18 protein-coding genes and 1 pseudogene are annotated in these 19,644 nt (G+C 42.8%); 8 read left to right on the forward strand and 11 right to left on the reverse strand.

What is annotated here, in order from left to right:
* Window positions 1-6: 6 nt before the first annotated feature.
* The 5 genes from lysA to GUY17_RS02465 all read left to right on the forward strand — a co-directional run bounded on the left by lysA (window position 7) and on the right by GUY17_RS02465 (window position 4,631).
* Window positions 7-1,251: a diaminopimelate decarboxylase gene (gene lysA, locus GUY17_RS02445; RefSeq protein WP_162022196.1), complete on the forward strand. Its 1,245-nt coding sequence runs from the start codon at window positions 7-9 to the stop codon at window positions 1,249-1,251.
* 40 nt (window positions 1,252-1,291) lie between these two features.
* Window positions 1,292-2,119, forward strand: coding sequence for a diaminopimelate epimerase (gene dapF, locus GUY17_RS02450; RefSeq protein ID WP_059747101.1), 828 nt, complete (start codon window positions 1,292-1,294; stop codon window positions 2,117-2,119).
* A gap of 110 nt (window positions 2,120-2,229) precedes the next feature.
* A complete protein-coding gene (locus tag GUY17_RS02455; RefSeq protein ID WP_174839667.1) occupies window positions 2,230-2,856 on the forward strand; it encodes a DUF484 family protein in 627 nt (208 codons plus the stop codon).
* Window positions 2,857-2,991: 135 nt separating this feature from the next.
* On the forward strand, window positions 2,992-3,891 hold the full coding sequence (gene xerC / locus GUY17_RS02460) for a tyrosine recombinase XerC (protein ID WP_162022197.1): 900 nt from the start codon (window positions 2,992-2,994) through the stop codon (window positions 3,889-3,891).
* Window positions 3,891-4,631, forward strand: coding sequence for an HAD-IA family hydrolase (locus GUY17_RS02465; RefSeq protein ID WP_162022198.1), 741 nt, complete (start codon window positions 3,891-3,893; stop codon window positions 4,629-4,631). Before xerC ends, GUY17_RS02465 begins: the two co-directional genes overlap by 1 nt.
* Here the strand turns inward: GUY17_RS02465 and GUY17_RS02470 are convergent.
* From GUY17_RS02470 to GUY17_RS02495, 6 genes and pseudogenes are all read right to left on the reverse strand, one after another.
* Window positions 4,611-5,126 carry a helix-turn-helix domain-containing protein gene (locus GUY17_RS02470; RefSeq protein WP_162022199.1) on the reverse strand — a complete coding sequence of 172 codons (516 nt, stop codon included), beginning with the start codon at window positions 5,124-5,126 and terminating at the stop codon, window positions 4,611-4,613. The two genes, GUY17_RS02465 and GUY17_RS02470, sit on opposite strands and share 21 nt — an antisense overlap.
* A 120-nt stretch (window positions 5,127-5,246) precedes the next feature.
* Window positions 5,247-5,708: pseudogene (locus GUY17_RS02475) on the reverse strand (hemerythrin domain-containing protein); the annotation flags it as partial.
* A 166-nt stretch (window positions 5,709-5,874) separates the two neighbouring features.
* Complete coding sequence (locus GUY17_RS02480) at window positions 5,875-7,167, reverse strand: kelch repeat-containing protein (protein ID WP_254439855.1); 1,293 nt, start codon at window positions 7,165-7,167, stop codon at window positions 5,875-5,877.
* A 53-nt stretch (window positions 7,168-7,220) separates the two neighbouring features.
* Window positions 7,221-7,544 (reverse strand): hypothetical protein, encoded by a 324-nt coding sequence (locus GUY17_RS02485; RefSeq protein ID WP_162022201.1) that lies wholly within the window; start codon window positions 7,542-7,544, stop codon window positions 7,221-7,223.
* A 34-nt stretch (window positions 7,545-7,578) separates the two neighbouring features.
* Entirely contained in the window at window positions 7,579-8,325 is a 747-nt protein-coding gene (locus tag GUY17_RS02490) for an anti-sigma factor (RefSeq protein ID WP_162022202.1), read from the reverse strand.
* Window positions 8,322-8,810 (reverse strand): RNA polymerase sigma factor, encoded by a 489-nt coding sequence (locus GUY17_RS02495; protein WP_101086273.1) that lies wholly within the window; start codon window positions 8,808-8,810, stop codon window positions 8,322-8,324. The genes GUY17_RS02490 and GUY17_RS02495 overlap by 4 nt, the downstream gene beginning before the upstream one ends.
* Window positions 8,811-8,945: 135 nt before the next feature.
* Here GUY17_RS02495 and GUY17_RS02500 point away from each other — a divergent pair, with 135 nt between their 5' ends.
* Window positions 8,946-10,379 (forward strand): S8 family serine peptidase, encoded by a 1,434-nt coding sequence (locus tag GUY17_RS02500; RefSeq protein ID WP_162022203.1) that lies wholly within the window; start codon window positions 8,946-8,948, stop codon window positions 10,377-10,379.
* On the opposite strand, the gene GUY17_RS02505 is transcribed toward GUY17_RS02500, so the two are convergent.
* Together GUY17_RS02505 and GUY17_RS02510 are read right to left on the reverse strand one after the other, a co-directional pair.
* Complete coding sequence (locus GUY17_RS02505) at window positions 10,376-11,281, reverse strand: surface lipoprotein assembly modifier (RefSeq protein ID WP_162022204.1); 906 nt, start codon at window positions 11,279-11,281, stop codon at window positions 10,376-10,378. The two genes, GUY17_RS02500 and GUY17_RS02505, sit on opposite strands and share 4 nt — an antisense overlap.
* 58 nt (window positions 11,282-11,339) lie before the next feature.
* A complete protein-coding gene (locus GUY17_RS02510; RefSeq protein WP_162022205.1) occupies window positions 11,340-12,230 on the reverse strand; it encodes a hypothetical protein in 891 nt (296 codons plus the stop codon).
* A 499-nt stretch (window positions 12,231-12,729) separates the two neighbouring features.
* Here GUY17_RS02510 and GUY17_RS02515 point away from each other — a divergent pair, with 499 nt between their 5' ends.
* The gene (locus GUY17_RS02515; RefSeq protein ID WP_162022206.1) at window positions 12,730-15,726 is read left to right on the forward strand and encodes a UvrD-helicase domain-containing protein; all 2,997 of its coding nucleotides are present in this window, start codon (window positions 12,730-12,732) and stop codon (window positions 15,724-15,726) included.
* A 142-nt stretch (window positions 15,727-15,868) separates the two neighbouring features.
* On the opposite strand, the gene fis is transcribed toward GUY17_RS02515, so the two are convergent.
* The 3 genes from fis to prmA all read right to left on the reverse strand — a co-directional run bounded on the left by fis (window position 15,869) and on the right by prmA (window position 18,339).
* Window positions 15,869-16,174, reverse strand: coding sequence for a DNA-binding transcriptional regulator Fis (gene fis, locus GUY17_RS02520; RefSeq protein WP_011635942.1), 306 nt, complete (start codon window positions 16,172-16,174; stop codon window positions 15,869-15,871).
* A gap of 23 nt (window positions 16,175-16,197) precedes the next feature.
* Window positions 16,198-17,160 carry a tRNA dihydrouridine synthase DusB gene (dusB, locus tag GUY17_RS02525; protein ID WP_011635943.1) on the reverse strand — a complete coding sequence of 321 codons (963 nt, stop codon included), beginning with the start codon at window positions 17,158-17,160 and terminating at the stop codon, window positions 16,198-16,200.
* Between the two features lie 297 nt (window positions 17,161-17,457).
* Window positions 17,458-18,339 carry a 50S ribosomal protein L11 methyltransferase gene (prmA, locus tag GUY17_RS02530; RefSeq protein WP_162022207.1) on the reverse strand — a complete coding sequence of 294 codons (882 nt, stop codon included), beginning with the start codon at window positions 18,337-18,339 and terminating at the stop codon, window positions 17,458-17,460.
* A gap of 553 nt (window positions 18,340-18,892) precedes the next feature.
* Here prmA and GUY17_RS02535 point away from each other — a divergent pair.
* Window positions 18,893-19,636 (forward strand): fumarate reductase cytochrome b subunit, encoded by a 744-nt coding sequence (locus GUY17_RS02535; protein WP_162022208.1) that lies wholly within the window; start codon window positions 18,893-18,895, stop codon window positions 19,634-19,636.
* Window positions 19,637-19,644: the final 8 nt, after the last annotated feature.

Consider the following 19,644-nt stretch of genomic DNA (forward strand, 5'->3'; position numbering starts at 1 on the left):
CGCATTTTGGATTACTTTTCATATCAAAATAATTCACTATTCGCAGAAGACTGCGATGTAGCAAAACTGGCCAACACTCACGGTACGCCGTTGTACATTTATTCTCGTGCCACATTAGAGCGCCATTGGCATGCTTTTAATAATGCCGTTGCTGACCATCCGCATCTTATTTGTTATGCAGTGAAGGCGAATTCAAACCTTGCGGTATTAAATGTATTGGCTCGCTTAGGCAGTGGTTTTGATATTGTCTCTGGCGGTGAACTCTCGCGTGTGCTGCAAGCTGGCGGCGATCCTAAAAAAGTGGTTTTCTCTGGTGTGGGTAAAACCGTTGCCGAAATGGAGCAAGCTCTGAATATTGGCATTTACTGTTTTAATGTCGAGTCGAGTGCCGAACTTGAACAACTTAATGACGTCGCGAGGCGCTTGGGTAAAGTGGCACCAGTTTCATTGCGCATTAATCCAGATGTTGATGCCGGTACGCATCCATATATTTCAACAGGTCTTAAAGAAAATAAATTTGGCATTGCCATGGAAGAAGCCGAAGTGGTGTTTGCCCGTGCAGCAGAATTAGTCCATTTACATGTTAAAGGTGTGGATTGCCATATTGGTTCACAGCTCACCGAAATAAAGCCATTTTTAGATGCTATGGACCGCATGCTTGCATTGATCGATCGCTTAGGCGAGTTAGGCATTCAAATTGAACATTTTGATGTGGGTGGCGGCTTAGGGGTAACATATAACAATGAAACTCCGCCACATCCAGACGTATATGCTGCAGCATTACTTGATCGCTTAAATGGCCGTAAATTGAAGTTAATTTTTGAACCAGGTCGTGCCATTGCTGCCAATGCAGGGATTTTCGTCACTCAAGTGCTTTATCTGAAAGAAAATAGTGATAAGCGTTTTGCCATTGTTGATGGTGCAATGAATGATCTTATTCGCCCATCGCTGTATAGCGCATGGCAAAATATTATTCCGGTACAACAAAATGATGCGCCAACCTTTGCTTATGATATTGTAGGTCCAGTATGCGAAACGGGTGACTTTCTGGGTAAAGACAGACAGTTAGCGGTTAAATCAGGCGACTTATTAGCGATACGCTCAAGTGGCGCTTACGGTTTTGCGATGGCCTCAAATTATAATTCTCGCCCAAGAGTGGCTGAAATTATGGTTGATGGTGGTAATGATTTTGTTGTTCGTCAGCGTGAAACGCTAGAGCAACTTTGGCAAGGCGAACATTTATTGCCATAGGCAGTAAGCTAGCGGCATAACGTTTTATAAGGAAACTTTTGTGATCCATTTCACTAAGATGCACGGACTGGGTAATGACTTTATGGTCGTTGATGGCGTAACACAAAATGTGTTTTTTTCGCCTGAACAAATTCGCCGTCTTGCCGATCGGAATTTTGGGATTGGTTTTGATCAACTTTTGTTGGTTGAGCCGCCTTATGATCCAGATTTAGATTTCCATTATCGTATTTTTAATGCCGATGGCAGTGAAGTTGAACAGTGTGGCAATGGTGCTCGCTGTTTTGCTCGTTTTGTTCGAAATAAAGGTTTAACGCAAAAGAATAAAATTCGCGTGAGCACTAATTCGGGTAAAATAACTTTACGCATTGAGCGCGATGGTAACGTGACCGTTAATATGGGCGTTCCCGTTATCGAGCCAAGCCAAATTCCATTTAAAGCTAAAAAAAGCGAAAAAACCTATTTATTGCAAACGCCGATGCAAACTTATTTATGCGGTGCAATTTCAATGGGTAATCCACATTGTGTGATTGAAGTGGAAGACGTACAAGCCGTTAACGTAGATGAAATTGGCAGTAGCTTGACTCGTCATGAGCGCTTTCCTAAAGGCGTGAATGTTGGCTTTATGCAAGTGATTAATCCTGGGCACATTAAGTTACGTGTGTATGAGCGCGGCGCCGCAGAAACCTTAGCATGCGGTACAGGTGCATGTGCCGCGGCAGCGGTTGGGCAATTGCAAGATAAGCTCGATAAACAGGTGAGAGTCGATTTACCAGGTGGCAGCTTAATCATAAATTGGGAAGGCGAGGGTAAGCCGTTATGGATGACCGGACCGGCAGAACATGTATATGATGGACAAATACAACTATGAGTGACATTACCTCAAAAGCCAGTGTGACTAATGTGGCCTCTGACAATACGGTTAGCAGCGAACAAGCAAAAGATATTAATTCAATTGGACAAGATCTTGGCATCGACATGATGGCTAGCCTACAACAAGCTCCGTTTGATGAAATGTTGATCCGCGAATACTTATTGGATAATCCTGACTTTTTTAATCGTTATCCTGAGTTATTAGTGGCCATGCGTGTACCGCATGCGGAACGTGGCGCGGTATCATTAGTTGAACGTCGACAAGAATTGTTGCGTCAACGTGTTAGCCAGCTAGAAGAAGAAATTACCTCGTTAATGAATATCGCCACTCATAATGAGAGAATATTCAAATATAATACTGAGTTGTCGTTTAAAATGCTTGCGAGCCAAGATTTGGGTGAGCTGCGTTTAGTGTTGTCAGAAGGATTAAAAAACGAGTTTGGCTTTAGTCATGTCAGATTAATTACTGTGCACGATATCGACAGCGAATTAGCTAAAATTTGGCGTCATCGGGTTCAAAGCGGTTATTATTTTGGCCGGTTAACTCAATCAGAATCTAAACGTTTGTTTGGTAGTGAAGTTGGTTCTGTGGCATTAACTAAATTATCTGATGAAAATGGCCAAGTGATATTTGCTATAGCCAGTAAAGACCCAACGCATTTCCATCCTGATATGGACTCATTGTTATTCAGTCAGTTGCGTCGTTTATTAGATCATATGTTGCCGAAAATGTAATCGTTAAGCTAAGAGTATTGTTGAGAATACACGGATTACGTCAATCGTTTGTAGCTGTTTTAAACGAGTATTCTTGAGCGATGAAATAGGCTCAAATGACGACGGTCTTAGTCGTTACAATCTGGGAGTATCTTGATGAAGCCAACTGACTGGCAAGCGATATTTAGCCAACATTTGTCTTCAGAAAGACAGCTCTCTGCTTATACCGTACGCAACTACCTGTTTGAATTACGTCGTGTCGAAGACATGTTAGCTGAATCAACTCAGCTGATTGACGTTAGCCGTGATCAGCTGCAAGCAGTACTGGCTACATTACACCGTAAAGGGCTGAGTCCCCGTTCATTATCTTTGTGTTTATCTGCCTTAAAACAATTTTTTGATTTTTTGCTGCGCGAAGATGCTGTCACCGTAAACCCGGCACAGACGTTAAGCGCACCTAAACAAAATAAACCCTTACCGAAAAATATGGATGTGGATGCTGTCAGCCATTTATTGTCCATAGAAGGTGATGATCCTTTGAGCTTGCGTGATAAAGCCATTATGGAATTATTTTATTCAAGTGGCTTACGTTTAGCGGAGTTAGCCAGCTTAGATTGCGTTGACATTAAGTTTGATCAAAGCGAAGTTAAAGTGATGGGTAAGGGCAGTAAACAGCGTGTTGTGCCCATTGGCCAAGTGGCATTAACCGCGATCAAAACGTGGTTGGATTGCCGTAACCAGTTACCTTGTGCAGAAGCTGGTGATGCGTTATTTGTTAGCAGCCAAGGTAAACGATTGTCACATCGCAGTATTCAAGCGCGCATGGCTAAGTGGGGCCAAGAACAGGCCATGGCGGTAAAAGTTCACCCACATAAGTTGCGTCATTCGTTTGCAACCCATATGCTTGAATCAAGCCAAGATTTACGTGCAGTACAAGAATTACTTGGTCATGCGAACTTATCGACTACACAAATTTACACCAGTTTAGATTTTCAACACCTTGCTAAAGTGTACGATAACGCGCATCCAAGAGCGAAAAAAGACAGGGGGAAATAATGACTTTGCAATTGCCTAAAGCTTCGATGATTCAATATCAGCGCCTACAACCTTTTAGCGCGATTAGTTTTGATTTAGACGATACACTTTACAATAATCTTCCTTATGTAATACATGCCAGTGAGCAGCTGTTCTCGTTAATTAATCAAGCCTATCCTGCCACCACTGCATGGGATACCGCTCAATGGCAGCAACTCAAACATGAACTGTTCAAACTACACCCAGAGTTAGCTCATGATACCAGTGCAGCACGCTATGCCATGTTGCATCAAGGTCTTTTGCACTTTGGTTATAGTGAGACTGAAGCCAGCCAAGGTGCACAAGATGGCATGACATGTTTTCATCATCATCGCAGTGATTTTACTATTGATGATAACGTGCTGGGATTACTAGAACGCCTAAGCCAACGGTACCGACTAATCGGCATCACTAATGGTAATGTCGACACCCAGCGCATTGGGTTAGGTAAGGTGATGCAGTTTGTGCTACATCCTGGCCATGGGGTTAAAATGAAACCTGCCGCCGACATGTTTAGCCTTGCTTGTCGTCAATTAGATATTAAGCCGTCGGCGTTATTGCATGTGGGCGATCATCCGTTGTCTGATATCGCTGGAGCGAAAATGGCGGGGTGTCAAAGTGTGTGGCTAAACCCCTGTATGCAGCAACGGCATAAAAAGGCGCAACCGGTATTACCGCATATCGAGATTAACCAATTGGATTTACTGCTTCAGTTGCTTTAGCTTGAGATCGATTCCGGCTTTTAGGCTCATTTGTTCAACTTGCTCACGGCTAGCATGCATATCGGCATCGCCAACTCGAAAATAGGTACCACTGTAAGGATCGGTGCCAACATAAATAGGTCGGAGTTTTACATCCACGCAGGGCACATGAATTCTGATCAGCTTTTTAGCCATAATTTCGATTATTTGTACGTCGGTAGGCGCTAAAATATTGTGACTGATTTTTTTCGGGTCATGTAAAATGGCCCAAACTTCACTGAGCATTGGCATCGGATTAATAATGCCCTCAATCGTAAACTCACCTTGCTGTTCTTTTACCCCTAAAATAATTTCCCCGCCTAAGGTGTTGGCAAAAGCACTATAGCTTTCCCACATGCCTTCGGGCAACATTCCATTACCATCTCTTCCACCTGCTAACTTAAATTCAACTTGGGCAGATTCATGTAAGTTTGCTATGTCGTCTAGGGCAAAGGTTGGGTAATGATGAGGTGACATTTAGGCTCCATATTGAAGTACGGTAAACTCATTATGTACTGTATGAAGTTTCGCAAAAAAAAGGAAGCAAATCCGTAAGGATGATCTCGAAGTTGCTTCAAAATGGGGAACCTAGGAGGATTATAGTGCTAAAGCTTTTGGGAATAATAAAGTGTTTTCAATCTCTATATGGATTTGCAAATCGGCATCAAATTCAGCCAAGGTGCGATAACACGCTTGCCACGTATGGCAAACACCTGCAGGTGGCGTGTAGTTATTGGTTAAGTTTCGAATGGTTTGCAACATGTGGTCTGCGTTATCGTGTTCATGCAACATCATGTTGATAGGATTACTAATATGACCAAAGCATCCATCAACAGTTTTGCCTAAGCTGATCGATTTAATCGCCGGAAATAAAATGCGTTCTTCTTTCATTAAATGCGGCATTAATTCGGCAATTAACTCATTAACCGCATGTGCCAGAGGCTTTATTTCGCTGTGATCATCACCATGTGCGCGAACCATTTTATCTGTGTATTCCACTAATAATGGGGCGGTTTCACGAATGTATTGATGATGCGTCGCTTCAATATGATCTATCAAATCAATTAATGATAAGTGCTGTAATGCGGGTGCTGCTTGTTCGGTTAACATGGCAATTCCAAAGGTGCACACAATTTACATGTATTTTATGTGCATCTTTAACAATGCTCAATTTATTCACCACTAATCTGTTAGCTAACTCACACATTAATTGAAAATTGATACGTTATTGAGTACAAGACTCGCCTTGCGCCAAAGTGCTTAGCAGTACTTTTGAACTGACTTTTTGTTGCTGTAGCATACCGCCGACTCTTAATAAGCTACCTTGCCAACACACTAACCCTCGGTGATCCATGCTTGGCTGCGATAGTGTCTGCAGTGTGAGCCATTGCTTAGTAGCTAGGTCGAATCGATAACCATAGGCGTTTGGTTCGCTAGGTTCACCGTTATAACCAATACCTGAATAGTTGTACGGATTATCACTTCCGCCTAAAAATACAATTTGGCCACCAGTTGTTGTTTTAATCCCGGTAGCTGCCATGCGGTAATGTGCAGTAGCAGCTGCGTTTGGTTTGGCTGTGTTTGATTCAGCTGTGTTTGCTATTGATGGGCTGACGTTTGATTCAGTTATTGTAGATTTACTTACGTTGATATTAGCCGCGACAGAGTAATGCGGCAGTAATTGCCAATCAATTCGCAAATGATTATCTGGATTGACCTCACCATACAAACACACGGGTGATGCTTGGTAACTGCGGCGCGCGTTGATATTAGCTTGTACTTTTACGCCGTCGCATAACACCAGCTGATGGCCTACCATTCCTACTGCTTGACCAAATACAGCCGGTGCTGGTATTGGGCTCGCTTGAGCCCAAGTGTTGGTCTGGGTGTCATACACTTGGACTAAATTGACGTTGCCGTCGTTGTGCCAGCCGCCAAATAAATAGATGTAACGCTGTTGATATGCTACTGCAGTGGTGTCATCAACAGCCACTGGCATGTCGGCAATACGAGTATATTGATTGGTCTTAATCGAGTATTGGTAATTATCAATTGTGCTAATTTCGTCATGATTGTCGGCCACGGTATAACCGCCAAACACATACGCCTTATCGTTAATGCCAATCGCAATCGATGCCAGCCTGCCCGCTAAAGGCGCAATATGAGGTACCGGCTTAATAGTTTGCCATTGGGCATTAGGGGTGTTTAAATTTAGTGCCCATGCCTTGTTATGTACAGCTTGATAATCTTTAGCTTTACCTAGCCCCATAAAGCTCAACAAGTAAGTGTGTTTATCGCTTTGCACCAACGCTATTGCGTTGTTGGTTACCGCTTGTGGCAATGGTGTTATATCGGTTGCTGCTGCATAAGCTGGTGTAGCAACAACTATTAATCCTATTAATGATCCTGCTAACCTACCCAATGTTGAGTTAATCATAGCGATATTGTGGTTAGTCGATTTTGGTCGTTTAACGGAGATACGAATGCGCAAAGAGAGTTGCTCGATTAGGCGAGACATTGTGTGTGAAATCCTTTATGTGCTTTATGGATAGCAATAGAGTGTAAACCAATTTATGGTTTTACTCCTGTGCCCATGCGTATTTCGATGACCTTTTCAACGCGCGATGGCGTGGTTATTAGCCCGCTTTGTTCGACAATAATAAACCAATCGTAACCTTGTTGCTCAGTTAACATTGATGCTTGTGTTAATGCGTAAGCATCGATATTGGTTTTATTTTTACTGATAATATTGAGCATAAAATAATTGTCAGTTATTTTATGCTCAATATAGCGATAGCCATCTGCTTGAGTATATTTGACTCTAGGTGTTGTATTTACACAACCGCCCACTAGCGTAACGAGTAATACCGCGACAATGGCGCCAAGTTTATACATGTCCATAACCTTTTAGGTAAAAATTCATAGCGAATTAGTCTGTTAACTTGCTAAGTATTTGCTGTTCTTGTGCTGTTGTTAATGGCGCGCCAACCATAATATTGTCGAGTAAGCTATCAAGTGCAGAACCGCCGCTAGCCGTTTGGTATTCAGCTTGCTGATCTTGGCTAATAGTATATTCAATATTAGCGACTTGTTGCCATTGCCCCTGCTGCTGACAGGCAATATTTTCGCTACGCAGGCTTAGGTCTTGCAAACCATACTGGCGACAAAAATCTCCCTGTTGATTATAAAAACTGAGTTGAATAGACATGATGCTGTCATCATCTAACAATGCAATAACACCGCTTGGCAAATGCGTTAGTTGTTCTGTTATGGTTGGGTCTATGCCTGCCGTTGTGGTATTGGTCTGTAGTGGCGTGTCTAGTTGATACACGCCATAACCCGCTATTAGCGCGATAACCGCAACTGCTGCAGCATATTGTTGCACCTGTTGCTGTGCTTGGCGCCACCAAGGAAAGGCTACAATGTTACTCTCTGTAGCGCTAGGCTCTTCAAACGGTGCACTAGGCGTTTCAAGTAGTGTGCTAATGGCTTTTGGAACGGGCTGTTGGTCAATGGCTTGATAGAATGTTTGTACCATAGGATCAACCATTGCCAGTTCTGCTAAACGTTCGGCAACCGCTTCATTATCGGCAATCGCTTGCCTGACTTGCTCCATGTCTTGCTCTGGTAGTTCTGCATCTAAAAAGGCTGATAAGGTTTCATCGCTGAGGTTCATGCCATGCTCCCGTTAGGTTGTTTAAAAAAGCTGACCATGTTGGATCGAGCTCTTGCTAGGCGGCTCATGATTGTTCCTGTTGGAATGGCGAGTATCTCAGCCGCTTCGCTGTAGCTCATGCCTTGTACAGCAATTAACGATAATACTTCACGCTGATCATCAGACAAATTGTTCATCGCGCTATTCACCTCACCTAAGGTGATATCGTTAATGATGTCCGCTTCACCGTCGGTGTAATTTTCTGCCTGCAGTTCTGGTTTACTGGTGGCTAAGGTGCGTACTTTTTGTGAGCGATAATCATCAATCCATTGATTTCGACATATCTTAAAGGCCCATTTAGCTAACAGAACATCTTCCGGTGGCGGCGATTTAAGTATCCGTAATAAGGTATTTTGCACCAAGTCATCGGCATCATGCATTGAGCCCGTTAATGAGTAGGCAAAGCGTCTTAATGCTGGTAGTAGTAGGATTAATTCGGGTTTCATATTTAGGGTATACTCCTCTTTACCCTGATAACGGTTCAATGGGCAAAGTTATTCCAACATGGAGGGAATTTTTTTTGTTGTCAGACGTTTTTATCTTACACACTATTAGCGCAGGTAGATAAATCAATGAGAACAATGACAGCATATTCACTCGCATTACTGAGTTTAACCCTCATACCTTTAGTGTCTTACGGGCAATTATTGTCTGTGCCAGCACTTCCTGCTGCAGTGATAGATAAACTCGATCAAAGCGTAAGCCGAAGCGCCGAGCGCTTACAAGCACTGAAGCAACAACGTTTGCTGGAGCAGCAATTACAGCAAACATTAGCGCTAAAGGCGACATTGTTAGACCCCTTATTACAGTTGCCTGCTGTAGTGCCTGTGCTAAATAGCGCAGGTCAGCCTGTATGGAACGATATTGAAGTTGAACATGGTTTACGCGCCGTTGAGCGTGAATGGCTATTGTTAATATCCATAGCACAATGGCAACAGCTGTTAACGACGATTCCTGAGCTGGAAATGTATGTGCAAAGCCGCACTGAACTGGCAATGTTAGGCTTACAGTTGGTTAAAATACAAGTACCGATCGAGCTTGATAGCGTAGATGCATTACGCAATACCTTACCTACACTACTGGCACCTTATTTAAGCCGAAATTATATATACCAGTCGCAAGCGGCTAATCAAGCAAGCACAGTTACGGATGCGCAGGCGAGTACTGAAACTGCTATCCAAGCAGACAGAGCGACAACGGATCAGATAACGGCAGTGCAGCAAGTGGTTTCAAGTGAAACGACAGCGATGTGTGATAGACCGATAAGATTAGGCATGATAGATACCGCGATTGTGCCCCGGCATAAAGCGCTGCATATAGCCGAAGATCGCTTAGTATTGATCCAACAAAATTTTCTTACTGATGACATCCCATCTTCATATAGTCACGGAACCGCAGTGGCAGGCGTATTAGCGGGTAACAATGATCAACTTAAGCCGTTGTTACCGTCATTAACCTTATACAGCGCAGGAGCCTTTTATGCCCAAAATGCGTATCAACAAGGGGCTACACTCGACAGTATCTTGCAGGCGTTAAATTGGTTAGTAGGTCAACAGGTGCGGGTGATCAATATGAGTTTGACTGGACCAGATAATCCAATATTACATGAAGTTGTATCTCGTTTAGCTGAAACAAAGACCATTTTAGTGGCTGCAGCAGGTAACGGTGGGCCAGCCGCTAAGCCATTATATCCAGCTGCATATTCAGACGTTATTGCCGTCACTGCGGTAGATAAACAGCTGGGATTATATCGTTGGGCTAATCAGGGGGATTACATTGATTTTGCGGCGCAAGGAGTAAAGGTGTTGACTACCCGAGCAGATGGAAGCGTGGGTATTGAAAGTGGCACTTCAATGGCCACGCCCGTTGTATCGGCCAAAGTGGCCTGTATGCTGACTGCAACACCAGAGCTGCTATTGGAGCAGGTGTTGCTGCAATTACAGCAGCAGGTGATTGATTTAGGCGCACCAGGTAAAGATCCACAATTTGGTTATGGGGTAGTAACACGCCCTTAAAAACTGGCTTGTAACATCAGTCCTGCTCGTGTTTCATCATAATCCGCACTGGTCAAGATTGACTGATAGTCACCATATTCAACGGATGTCAGCAGCGCAAAAGTGGAATTAATATTTAACTCCCACTTAGCATCAATGTGTTGATGTATATCGTTACGTTTATTATCGTCAATGGCCAAAGCATAATCTCTTTGAGTTAATTTCATTCCTAGTTGAATTTTTTGTACAACGTGCCATAAATCAAATTGATTAGACAAGCGGATATTCATACTTTTAGCGCGATAGCTAAAGGCTTTATCAAGTGTATCTTCATCCTCATAAGTTGCGCCTAATGAGATAAAGCGTTGGCCCTGTTGAAAAAACCAAAATGAATCGATATTAGCACTTTTATTGCTAGCATCACGCGATTCAAACTGAGCAAAATCTTTGTCGGCATACACTACGCTGGGACGAATGAACCAGCTGTCGCTAAGATTATGCATGGCATACACGCTAAATTGGTTGAGCGCTAAAAAATCGCTGCCATCTAAATCAGCTTGAGCCAGATAGACACTGCTGCCCAGTTTTAGATTATCAAAGGCATAGCTCACATCGATAAAAGCCAGCTGTAAGCGACTGTCATAAGCACTGGCATTTCGATAGCGTTTGTCATTAATACTATAGCCACTGTCTAGGCGGAAATTGTCGCTAACTTGCCAAGCTGCATTGATTTCTCCCTCTAAAACCGTCGCCGTATCCGACTCACCACTGGCTTGTTCAAGTTCACTGATGTTGACGTTAGACTGGTATTCCATACCTGCTTTTAGCTTACCGTTAACGGATAGGGTTTCTGCCGCTACTCCCATATGAGCGCAAGCCAGCAGAAATAATGTACAGGTAACGCGAGAGTGTAAAGTCATCATAAGGACTCCTAACAATAAAGATAGGCCGGCAGTATTGCCGGCATATGGAGTATTCGACTTAAAGACCGCTTGATAAGCGAATGGTATTTTGAATGGTGTTAGTGACTTCTGCATTCACTGTTTGGCTCACCGCTTGCGTCACTTGTTCGCGAGTGTTCTGCTGCATGAGTTCACTTGCACTTGCCTGTAACTGTTGTTGCACTGCGCTGGTTGCTGCGGCATTGATGGCCGATGATGTTGTCCCAGAAACTGCCGCGCTTACTGAATCAGATACTGCTGTGCTAGTGGCAAACAGTGTATCGGCACTCATACGTGATTGAATCTCTTCTGCGGCGGTGTTCGCACCAAGTTGTGCTGCGTTTACTGTCGCTGCTACGGTGTTGAGTGATGTCTCTGCTTGATTAACCGATAACTCTGTTGCTGCAGATAATCCGGCAGAACCAGATGCTATTACTTGAGTTGACACCAATTGCGCAGCCGTCGAGGCGTTATTAATCAGGCTATTAGCTATGCCAGCACCAACAGTTGTGGTGTTGGCTAATTGGTTATTAGCAAGTGTTGTTGCTGAGTCAGCGTTGGTGATTGATGTATCAAGTGCTGACGTTACCGTAGTGAGCATTTCTGTTGTGGGTATGGTTATCGCAACTTGGTTGTCAGTTGTGGCTGCCATTTCAGTTGATGAAGTTTGCGTGGAGTCACTCGAGCCGCCTGACTCTGCTTCATTTGAAGCCGTTTGATCTGAGGCGCTGTTGGTCGGCTCGCGTGAGGCCATTGTTGGCTCATTATTGCTTTGTGTTTCAGCGTTAGCATTTGGGCTATTCTGTTGGTTTTGGCTTAATTGAACATCAGCTTGGGCTGATACGGTTGTCGATGCTGACATTTCGGCACTTATTGCCATGGTTGAGAAACAAGCAAGAGCAATAATCGTTGGTTTAAGTAATGTTTTCATTTTTAATTCCCTCGTAATGTCGTGATTGACACTGTGATAACGAGGCGGTCGTCGATTCTATTCCATTTATTTTTTCTTAATTGGCATTATTGTCTTGCGAGGTGAATATGAAATCAATAAGTAATTGTTTAATATTGTTATTTTATTTTTATCTTTATTGATGTAAAAAGACTAAATGATGCTTAGATAGACATCTCTACTGAAATATAACCATCGTTTAGCGTTGTTGCTTGAAAATAAATAGTGGTTTTGTCGCCCGCTGGGATTCGTCGGCAGAACTAGCGATTGAGCCGCGGACAAATGTCATGCTCAGTATGTTAAATGCTGTGTATATGTTTACTTTTATGGTTAATGTAAATCAATTATCATTGGTATCAGCGCGAAAGCCCATTGAGTCATTCGCACACCCAGTATTGTCCGTAATGAATGCTTAATTACGATATAGTTATCTTAAATATAAGCCGGTTACCCCTGAAACCATTGAGTCGTAGGTTTTACTTTGTCATTAGAAAATTCAGTTAACTTTATCCCTCATAGTTGGTTTGGGCATTTGTATCAGCGTGACGTAAATGCGATCAAATTGACGCAAGAGGGTATGACTTTTATGCCTAGCCAAGGCCGATTTTTAGCAAGATTTCGGCATACCAATAAACCGCTTATTATGGGGCAATTATCATGGCAGCAATTAGATCATCCGCCACTATTTAGTGCCAGTTTACTCGGTAACTTACTGAGTTTTAAGGCAGCTGGTGCTCATTATCAAATTCCATTTTTAAGTTATTTGGCTAAATCTCATTTTAAGCAACAGGTCGAAATACTCTGGGCTTTATCTCATCAAAAATCGCTGTGCGATTTGATATTACGAGTTGAAAAAGCCATATCAAGCCGGTATTTACGCCAGTCATTACTAGAAAAAATGCGCGCTAGAATCGAGCGTGAGTATTTTCGCTGGTTTCCCTGGAGTGAAGGGGTCGAGTTACCCGCCAATATACGTACCGCATTAATTCAACTACACGGTTTTTACCACTGGAATAAAGCGGATATAGATCGCCTACGTGAAGGCTATATTCAATCGCAGTTACTCGCATTTGCAGACTTTTTTGATCATGTGGAGTCACAGCCATTAACCGATAAGCAGCGCCGAGCATGTATTATCGATGATGATAATAATCTACTGCTCGCGGGCGCTGGCACGGGGAAAACCAGTGTAATGGTAGGCCGTGCAGGCTATTTACTAAATAGTGGTCAAGCTCAAGCTAATGACATTCTATTACTGGCTTATGGCAAAAAAGCCGCTAAAGAAATGGATCTGCGAATTAAACACAAACTGGGCAGTGATGATATTAAGGCCAGTACTTTTCACAGTTTAGGCCTGAAAATTATTGCCGATGTTGAAGGTGTAAAACCAAGCTTATCAGCGTGGGTAAATGATGAACCCGCCAAAGACAAATGGGTGCACGATAGATTAGAAGCTTTGATTGACAATGAGGCTTATCGTAAACAACTTTTCGACTATTTTAGCCGTTATTATTACGTTGAGAAAAGCCCATTCGAATTTTCAACACAAGGTGAGTATTTTGAATATTTAAATGATAACGACATTCGCTCATTGAAAGGTGAGAGGGTCAAAAGTTTTGGTGAGTTGTATATCGCCAATTGGCTGTTTACCAATGGCATAGAGTATCAATATGAAGCTAAGTATGAATTTGATGTCAGCACGGTTGATTTTCGCCAGTATCAAGCTGATTTTTATCTACCTGAATATGAGGTTTATATTGAATATTATGGCATTGATGAAGCCAATAATACGGCTCCTTATATCGATCAAACTGCCTATTTAGCATCAATGGAATGGAAACGGCAGTTACATCATCAGCGCCAAACCAACTGCATCGAATTGTTTTATTATCAGCACAAGAAAAGTCAGTTAATCAACAAGCTTGAGCAAGCTTTAACGGTATTTAAAGTTAACTACTCACCTTTACCCGATGACGCGATATTGGCAACTCTTTATGAGCTTGGGCGAGTGACTGAGCTGGCAAAATTGTTTAGTCAGCTCATTGGCTTATACAAAGCAGCTTGTATTGACGAGGCTGGGCTGGAAAAGGTATTTGCCAATGCTGCTGATGCGGCCCAAACGCGTAAAGCATTTGAATTACTCGAACCCATTTTACAGCAGTACCAACAGTACTTATCAGCTCACGGTGATATCGACTTTGAGGACATGATAGCCAAAGCGCTCGCATACCTGCAAAGTGGTCAATATGTCAGCCCATGGCGATATATCATGGTCGATGAGTTTCAAGATATTTCAGAACCCAGAGCGCGTTTAGTGCGAGCCTTGCGAGATTCGCGCACGAAAAAAGGTAACAGCGATACTTCATTATTTTGTGTTGGCGACGATTGGCAGGCTATTTATCGCTTTAGTGGTGCAGATGTCCGTTTAACGACTCAATTTAAACGTTATTTTGGCCATGCCAGCGAAACGCATTTGGATCTTACTTTTAGATTTAATAACCGTATCGGTGAAGTGGCTAGCGCTTTTGTGAGTAAAAACCCGCATCAACTCAACAAAGATATCCATTCATTAGTACAAGTTGCCAAGCCTGCAGTATCAATACTTCGTCGTGGTACCAATGAGGGCGCAACTAAAGATGAGCTGAGTAACAACGCATTAGAGCAAGCCTTAAATGCTCTGGCCGTCCGCGTTACTCAAGCTGGTGATAAGCTTAAAGCTAAACCGACAGTATATTTGCTGGCCCGTTTCTGGTTTCAGTTGCCAGATAAAGACATGTTGCGTCAGTTAACGGCTAAATACCCGATGTTCGTGATTGAGTGTTTATCGTTTCATGCTTCCAAAGGTAAAGAGGCCGACTATGTGGTGATTATGGGAATGACCCAAGACATACATGGATTTCCGTCGAAAAAAATAACGCCACCTTTACTTGATGCATTTTTACCTAAAGCTGAAAATTTTGAGTTTGCAGAAGAACGGCGTTTATTTTATGTCGCGCTAACTCGTGCAAAGCACCGAGTTTACGTTATCGCCGATATGACCAATGTGAGCCCATTTATTGTGGAACTGATCCAACAAGATTATGCCGTTGAACAACAAGAATTTAGTACGTCTTTAGTGCAATCCTTGTTCGAACAAATTAATTGTGTCCGATGTACCACTGGGATATTGAAACCACGAGTGGGCAAGTTCACATCATTCTTTTCTTGCTCACACTTTCCATTATGCGATCACAAAGAAGCAGGCTGTGACGAATGCGGCAGTCCGATGACACGCAAACGTTTTATCGGTTTCAAGGTATGCCTCAATGACAGTTGTGGCCATATGGCGCCGATATGTAACGTCTGTGGCGGTGATATGAACTTAAGAGAAAGTGCTAGAGGTGCTTTTTGGGGCTGTAAAAATTATCGAGGTAACCGCGTGCCTAGTTGTAGCAATACCATTGATAAAGCCAAAATCTCTCCGCAACAGGTGCAGTAGTTATTAGAAATGGATGACTGTTTCTACTCGTATATAACACTTGCTGATAAGTGATGTGTTACTACGAGTGTAACTGATAAAACAAAACGGGCTTATCATTGCTGATAAGCCCGTTTCATTGCAATCACTTAGACGCTAGGTCTTAGTTCATGCCGTATTTCTTTAATTTTTTACGTAAAGTACCACGGTTGATACCTAACATATTAGCAGCGCGCGTTTGGTTGCCACGAGTGTGTTGCATGATGATGTCTAGTAAAGGTGCTTCAACTTCGCACAATACCATTTCATATACTTCAGAAGCTTCCTGACCGTCTAACTGAGAGAAGAAGTTAGTCACGGCACGTTTTACTGCGTCACGTAATAACTGCGGCTTGATAGTGCCGTTTGCTGTTTCGATTTTGCCTACGGTAAGCTGGTGAACTTCTGTGTTAGTTGTCTGATCAAACATTCTATTCTGCTCTTTATTAAATTCTAAACTAATTCATCAAAATAACATTCTACGAGGGAATGTTGCTGGGCAGCGGTTTCAAGCCGATTGAAGTCAGCACGAAATTGGCGCTGTTCCTCATGGTTTAGGTACCACCCGACATGCTTTCTAGCAAATCGGACACCTTTGTATTCGCCATATAAGTCATAAAGTTTCTTAAGGTGTTCAAGCATCACACTGCGTTGCTCTTCTGCCTTAATTGGCGCTAACTTTTTACCTGTTTCCAGATAATGTAGGATTTCTTTAAAAATCCAAGGCCGTCCTTGTGCACCTCTTCCAATCATCAGGGCATCGGCGCCAGTGTAGTCAAGTACAAACTTGGCTTTTTCTGGTGTGTCGATGTCCCCGTTAGCGACAACAGGAATTGAGACATTCTGTTTAATTGCTTTTATGGTGTCGTACTCGGCAAAGCCTTTGTACATGCATTGTCTGGTTCGGCCGTGAACGGCGAGCGAGACAATGCCACAATCTTCAGCAATTTGGGCTATTTCAACACCATTACGATGTTCAGGCTCCCAACCCGTGCGTATCTTTAACGTTACTGGCACGTCTACTGCAGCAACCACGGCTTGTAAAATCTCTTTTACTAAGCTGGGGCTTTGCATTAACGCAGAACCAGCAAATTTTTTATTCACTTTCTTTGCTGGACAGCCCATATTGATATCAATGATGTGTGCACCTTGTTCAACGTTGAACTTAGCGGCATTGGCCATTAAATCAGGATCTGCACCTGCTATTTGTACGGAGCGTATTCCTTCTTCACCAGAATGCATCATGCGCTGGCGGCTTTTGTCGCTGTCCCAAACGTCGGGATTCGATGAAAGCATTTCTGATACGGCTAAAGCTGCGCCATAGCGTAAACAGAGATTTCGGAAGGCCTGATCGGTGACACCTGCCATTGGTGCCACAATCAGCTGATTAGACAGTTGATACGGGCCAATTTGCATTTCGGACTTCACCTTGCTCTCCAAAGGGGCGCTATAGTAGCCCTTTTTTACGGCCGTGAAAAGGTCAATAAATGACCTAAATGCAACTTTTTTGCTTGACTTTTATTAGCCGTCACATCTTTGACTAATAATTGGCGTTTTTCGGCCATTTTTGAGCACTGGTGCGTGTTGCAGAGAGACGTTTTCATATATACCAGTGTCAATTATTGATGTTAACAACCTGTAAACGAGAATTTACGCACGCAATTCGTTCATAATATAGCCCATAATTGAGTGCGTTTTAGGCTTGTGGGCAGGCTACTTACGTATTCCTGTTAAGCGACTCCAGTCTTCTTTGTTACATACTGGATCCATGATGAACCATTGGCTGTAGAAGTCGGATACTTCTTGTGCTTGTTCTTGCAATAAACCCGATAGCGCCAGTTTGCCACCAATTTTGACTTTTTCAGCTATCAGCGGCGCTAGCTCTTTTAACGGACCGGCAAGAATATTGGCGACTAATACGTCTGCTTGTAAGTTGGCTGGTTGATCTTCTGGTAAATATAAGGCCAATTTATCCACTACGTCGTTACGTTCAGCATTGGCTTTTGAAGCGTCAATAGCCTGATAGTCAATATCAACACCTGTTACTTTCTTGGCGCCGAGTTTGATTGCGGCAATAGCCAAAATACCCGATCCACAACCAAAATCGATGACTTCTTGGTTTGATAAATCTAGGCTGTCTAACCATTCTAAACATAAGGCGGTGGTAGGGTGAGTACCTGTACCAAAGGCTAAACCTGGATCGAGAATGACGTTAACCGCAGTCGGATCAGGAATTTCACGCCAGCTAGGGCAAATCCATAAACGTGTACCAAATTGGATTGGGTGAAAGCTGTCCATCCATTCGCGGATCCAGTCTTTATCTTCGACTTGTTCAATTTTATGATTAAAGCCTTTGCCTAAAAATGGCATCGATTCTAAAAATTCGATTGTGGGTGCTAAGTTAGTACCTGCATCAAACAATGCAATCATTACGGTATCTTGCCACAGCGGTGTTTCACCTAACTTAGGTTCGAAAATAGGCTCGTCTTGGCCATCTTCGTAGGTGATGGAAAGTGAACCGTGATCCATTAATAAGTCGCCAAGCAAGTCGGCGTTATCGCGATGAGTGTGAATGCGTAATTGGATCCAAGCCATGGGATTTTCCTAACTGTGGTAAAAGTAATATCAAATTGGCGCTTATTATACCCAAGTTATTTTAAGATGCTCGTTTAGGTGAGAGTTTATTGGTTGTTTACTAGATGAAGATGGACCATTTTCGGTCACGTTTATATTAAAAATCGCCCAGGATATTGCTGATGATAAGAAAACAGGTAAGTTAGTCCCGAAACTTACTGAATGTGTTGGTGAGTCAGTTGCGTTAAATTTGATCTGTCCTGGTCGCGAAAATATCACTCAGGTCATGTTGCTATTACGCGATAAGTTACGTCAATATTGCCCGTAATTATTAGCGTAACGACACCTTTTTAGATACACGTTAGATTGTTTTATCTACCGAATACTCGTTTCGATATTTAGTTAACTATCAGTATTGTTTAAGTTTTTATTTGCTAGTTTGTGTGACATGCTTCTAACTCCCGCTTAATAATAGGTGAACACTATCACGGTTTGATCATTGTTCATTGCCGCTATTCAAAAACTCTTGATATGGTCAATACTTGTTATTGTGCTTAACAGGATATGATGCTTTATGGCTGCGAATTCTTTGCAAACGAAAGTCGACAGTGCGGTAAATACCGACAAAGGTTTTGCTCACCCTCTTTGGGCTGCTCGAGCGGATAAACTACAAAGTTTGTCCGGTGTAATACTGGGACTTTTTCTAGTGATGCATTTGCATTTTGAGTCGAGTATTTTGTTTGGCAAAGAAGCCTTCTACCAAGTAGCGCAGTTTCTAGAAGGCGGCATATTCAGTGAAACTGGCCATGGCTATCCTCTGGTAACAAAAATTTTTTCCTGCTTTATGTTATTGATTGTGCTGATCCATGCGGTATTTGCATTACGGCGTTTTCCGACTCAATTAGGCCAATGGCGCGCCTTACGAAATCAAATGCGTTTTTTACCTCATGAAGATACCAAAATCTGGTTTTGGCAAATGATCACTGGTTTTTTATTGTTCTTCCTCGTGCCAACGCACTTATTCACCATGATAACCAATCCTGAAATAGGCCCACATCTTTCGGCCGAGCGTGTGTACCACCTCAATGCTTGGGTTTTATATATCCTGCTATTACCTGTTGTAGCAGTGCATGCCGTATTTGGTTTATATCGAGTAGTGGTGAAATGGGGCTTGGTTGAGCAACGCTTTGCCATGCTCAAATTTGCTAAGGTGCTGTTAGCGTATTTAATGGTGCTAGGAGTAGCGAGTTTGCTGACGTATATTTTTATTGGCCGTTCTTTGGCGTTACCTGTGGTGCCATATGTGTCGATGTTATAAGGAATTAA

Source organism: Shewanella sp. Arc9-LZ (genome assembly GCF_010092445.1).
GTDB lineage: Bacteria > Pseudomonadota > Gammaproteobacteria > Enterobacterales > Shewanellaceae > Shewanella.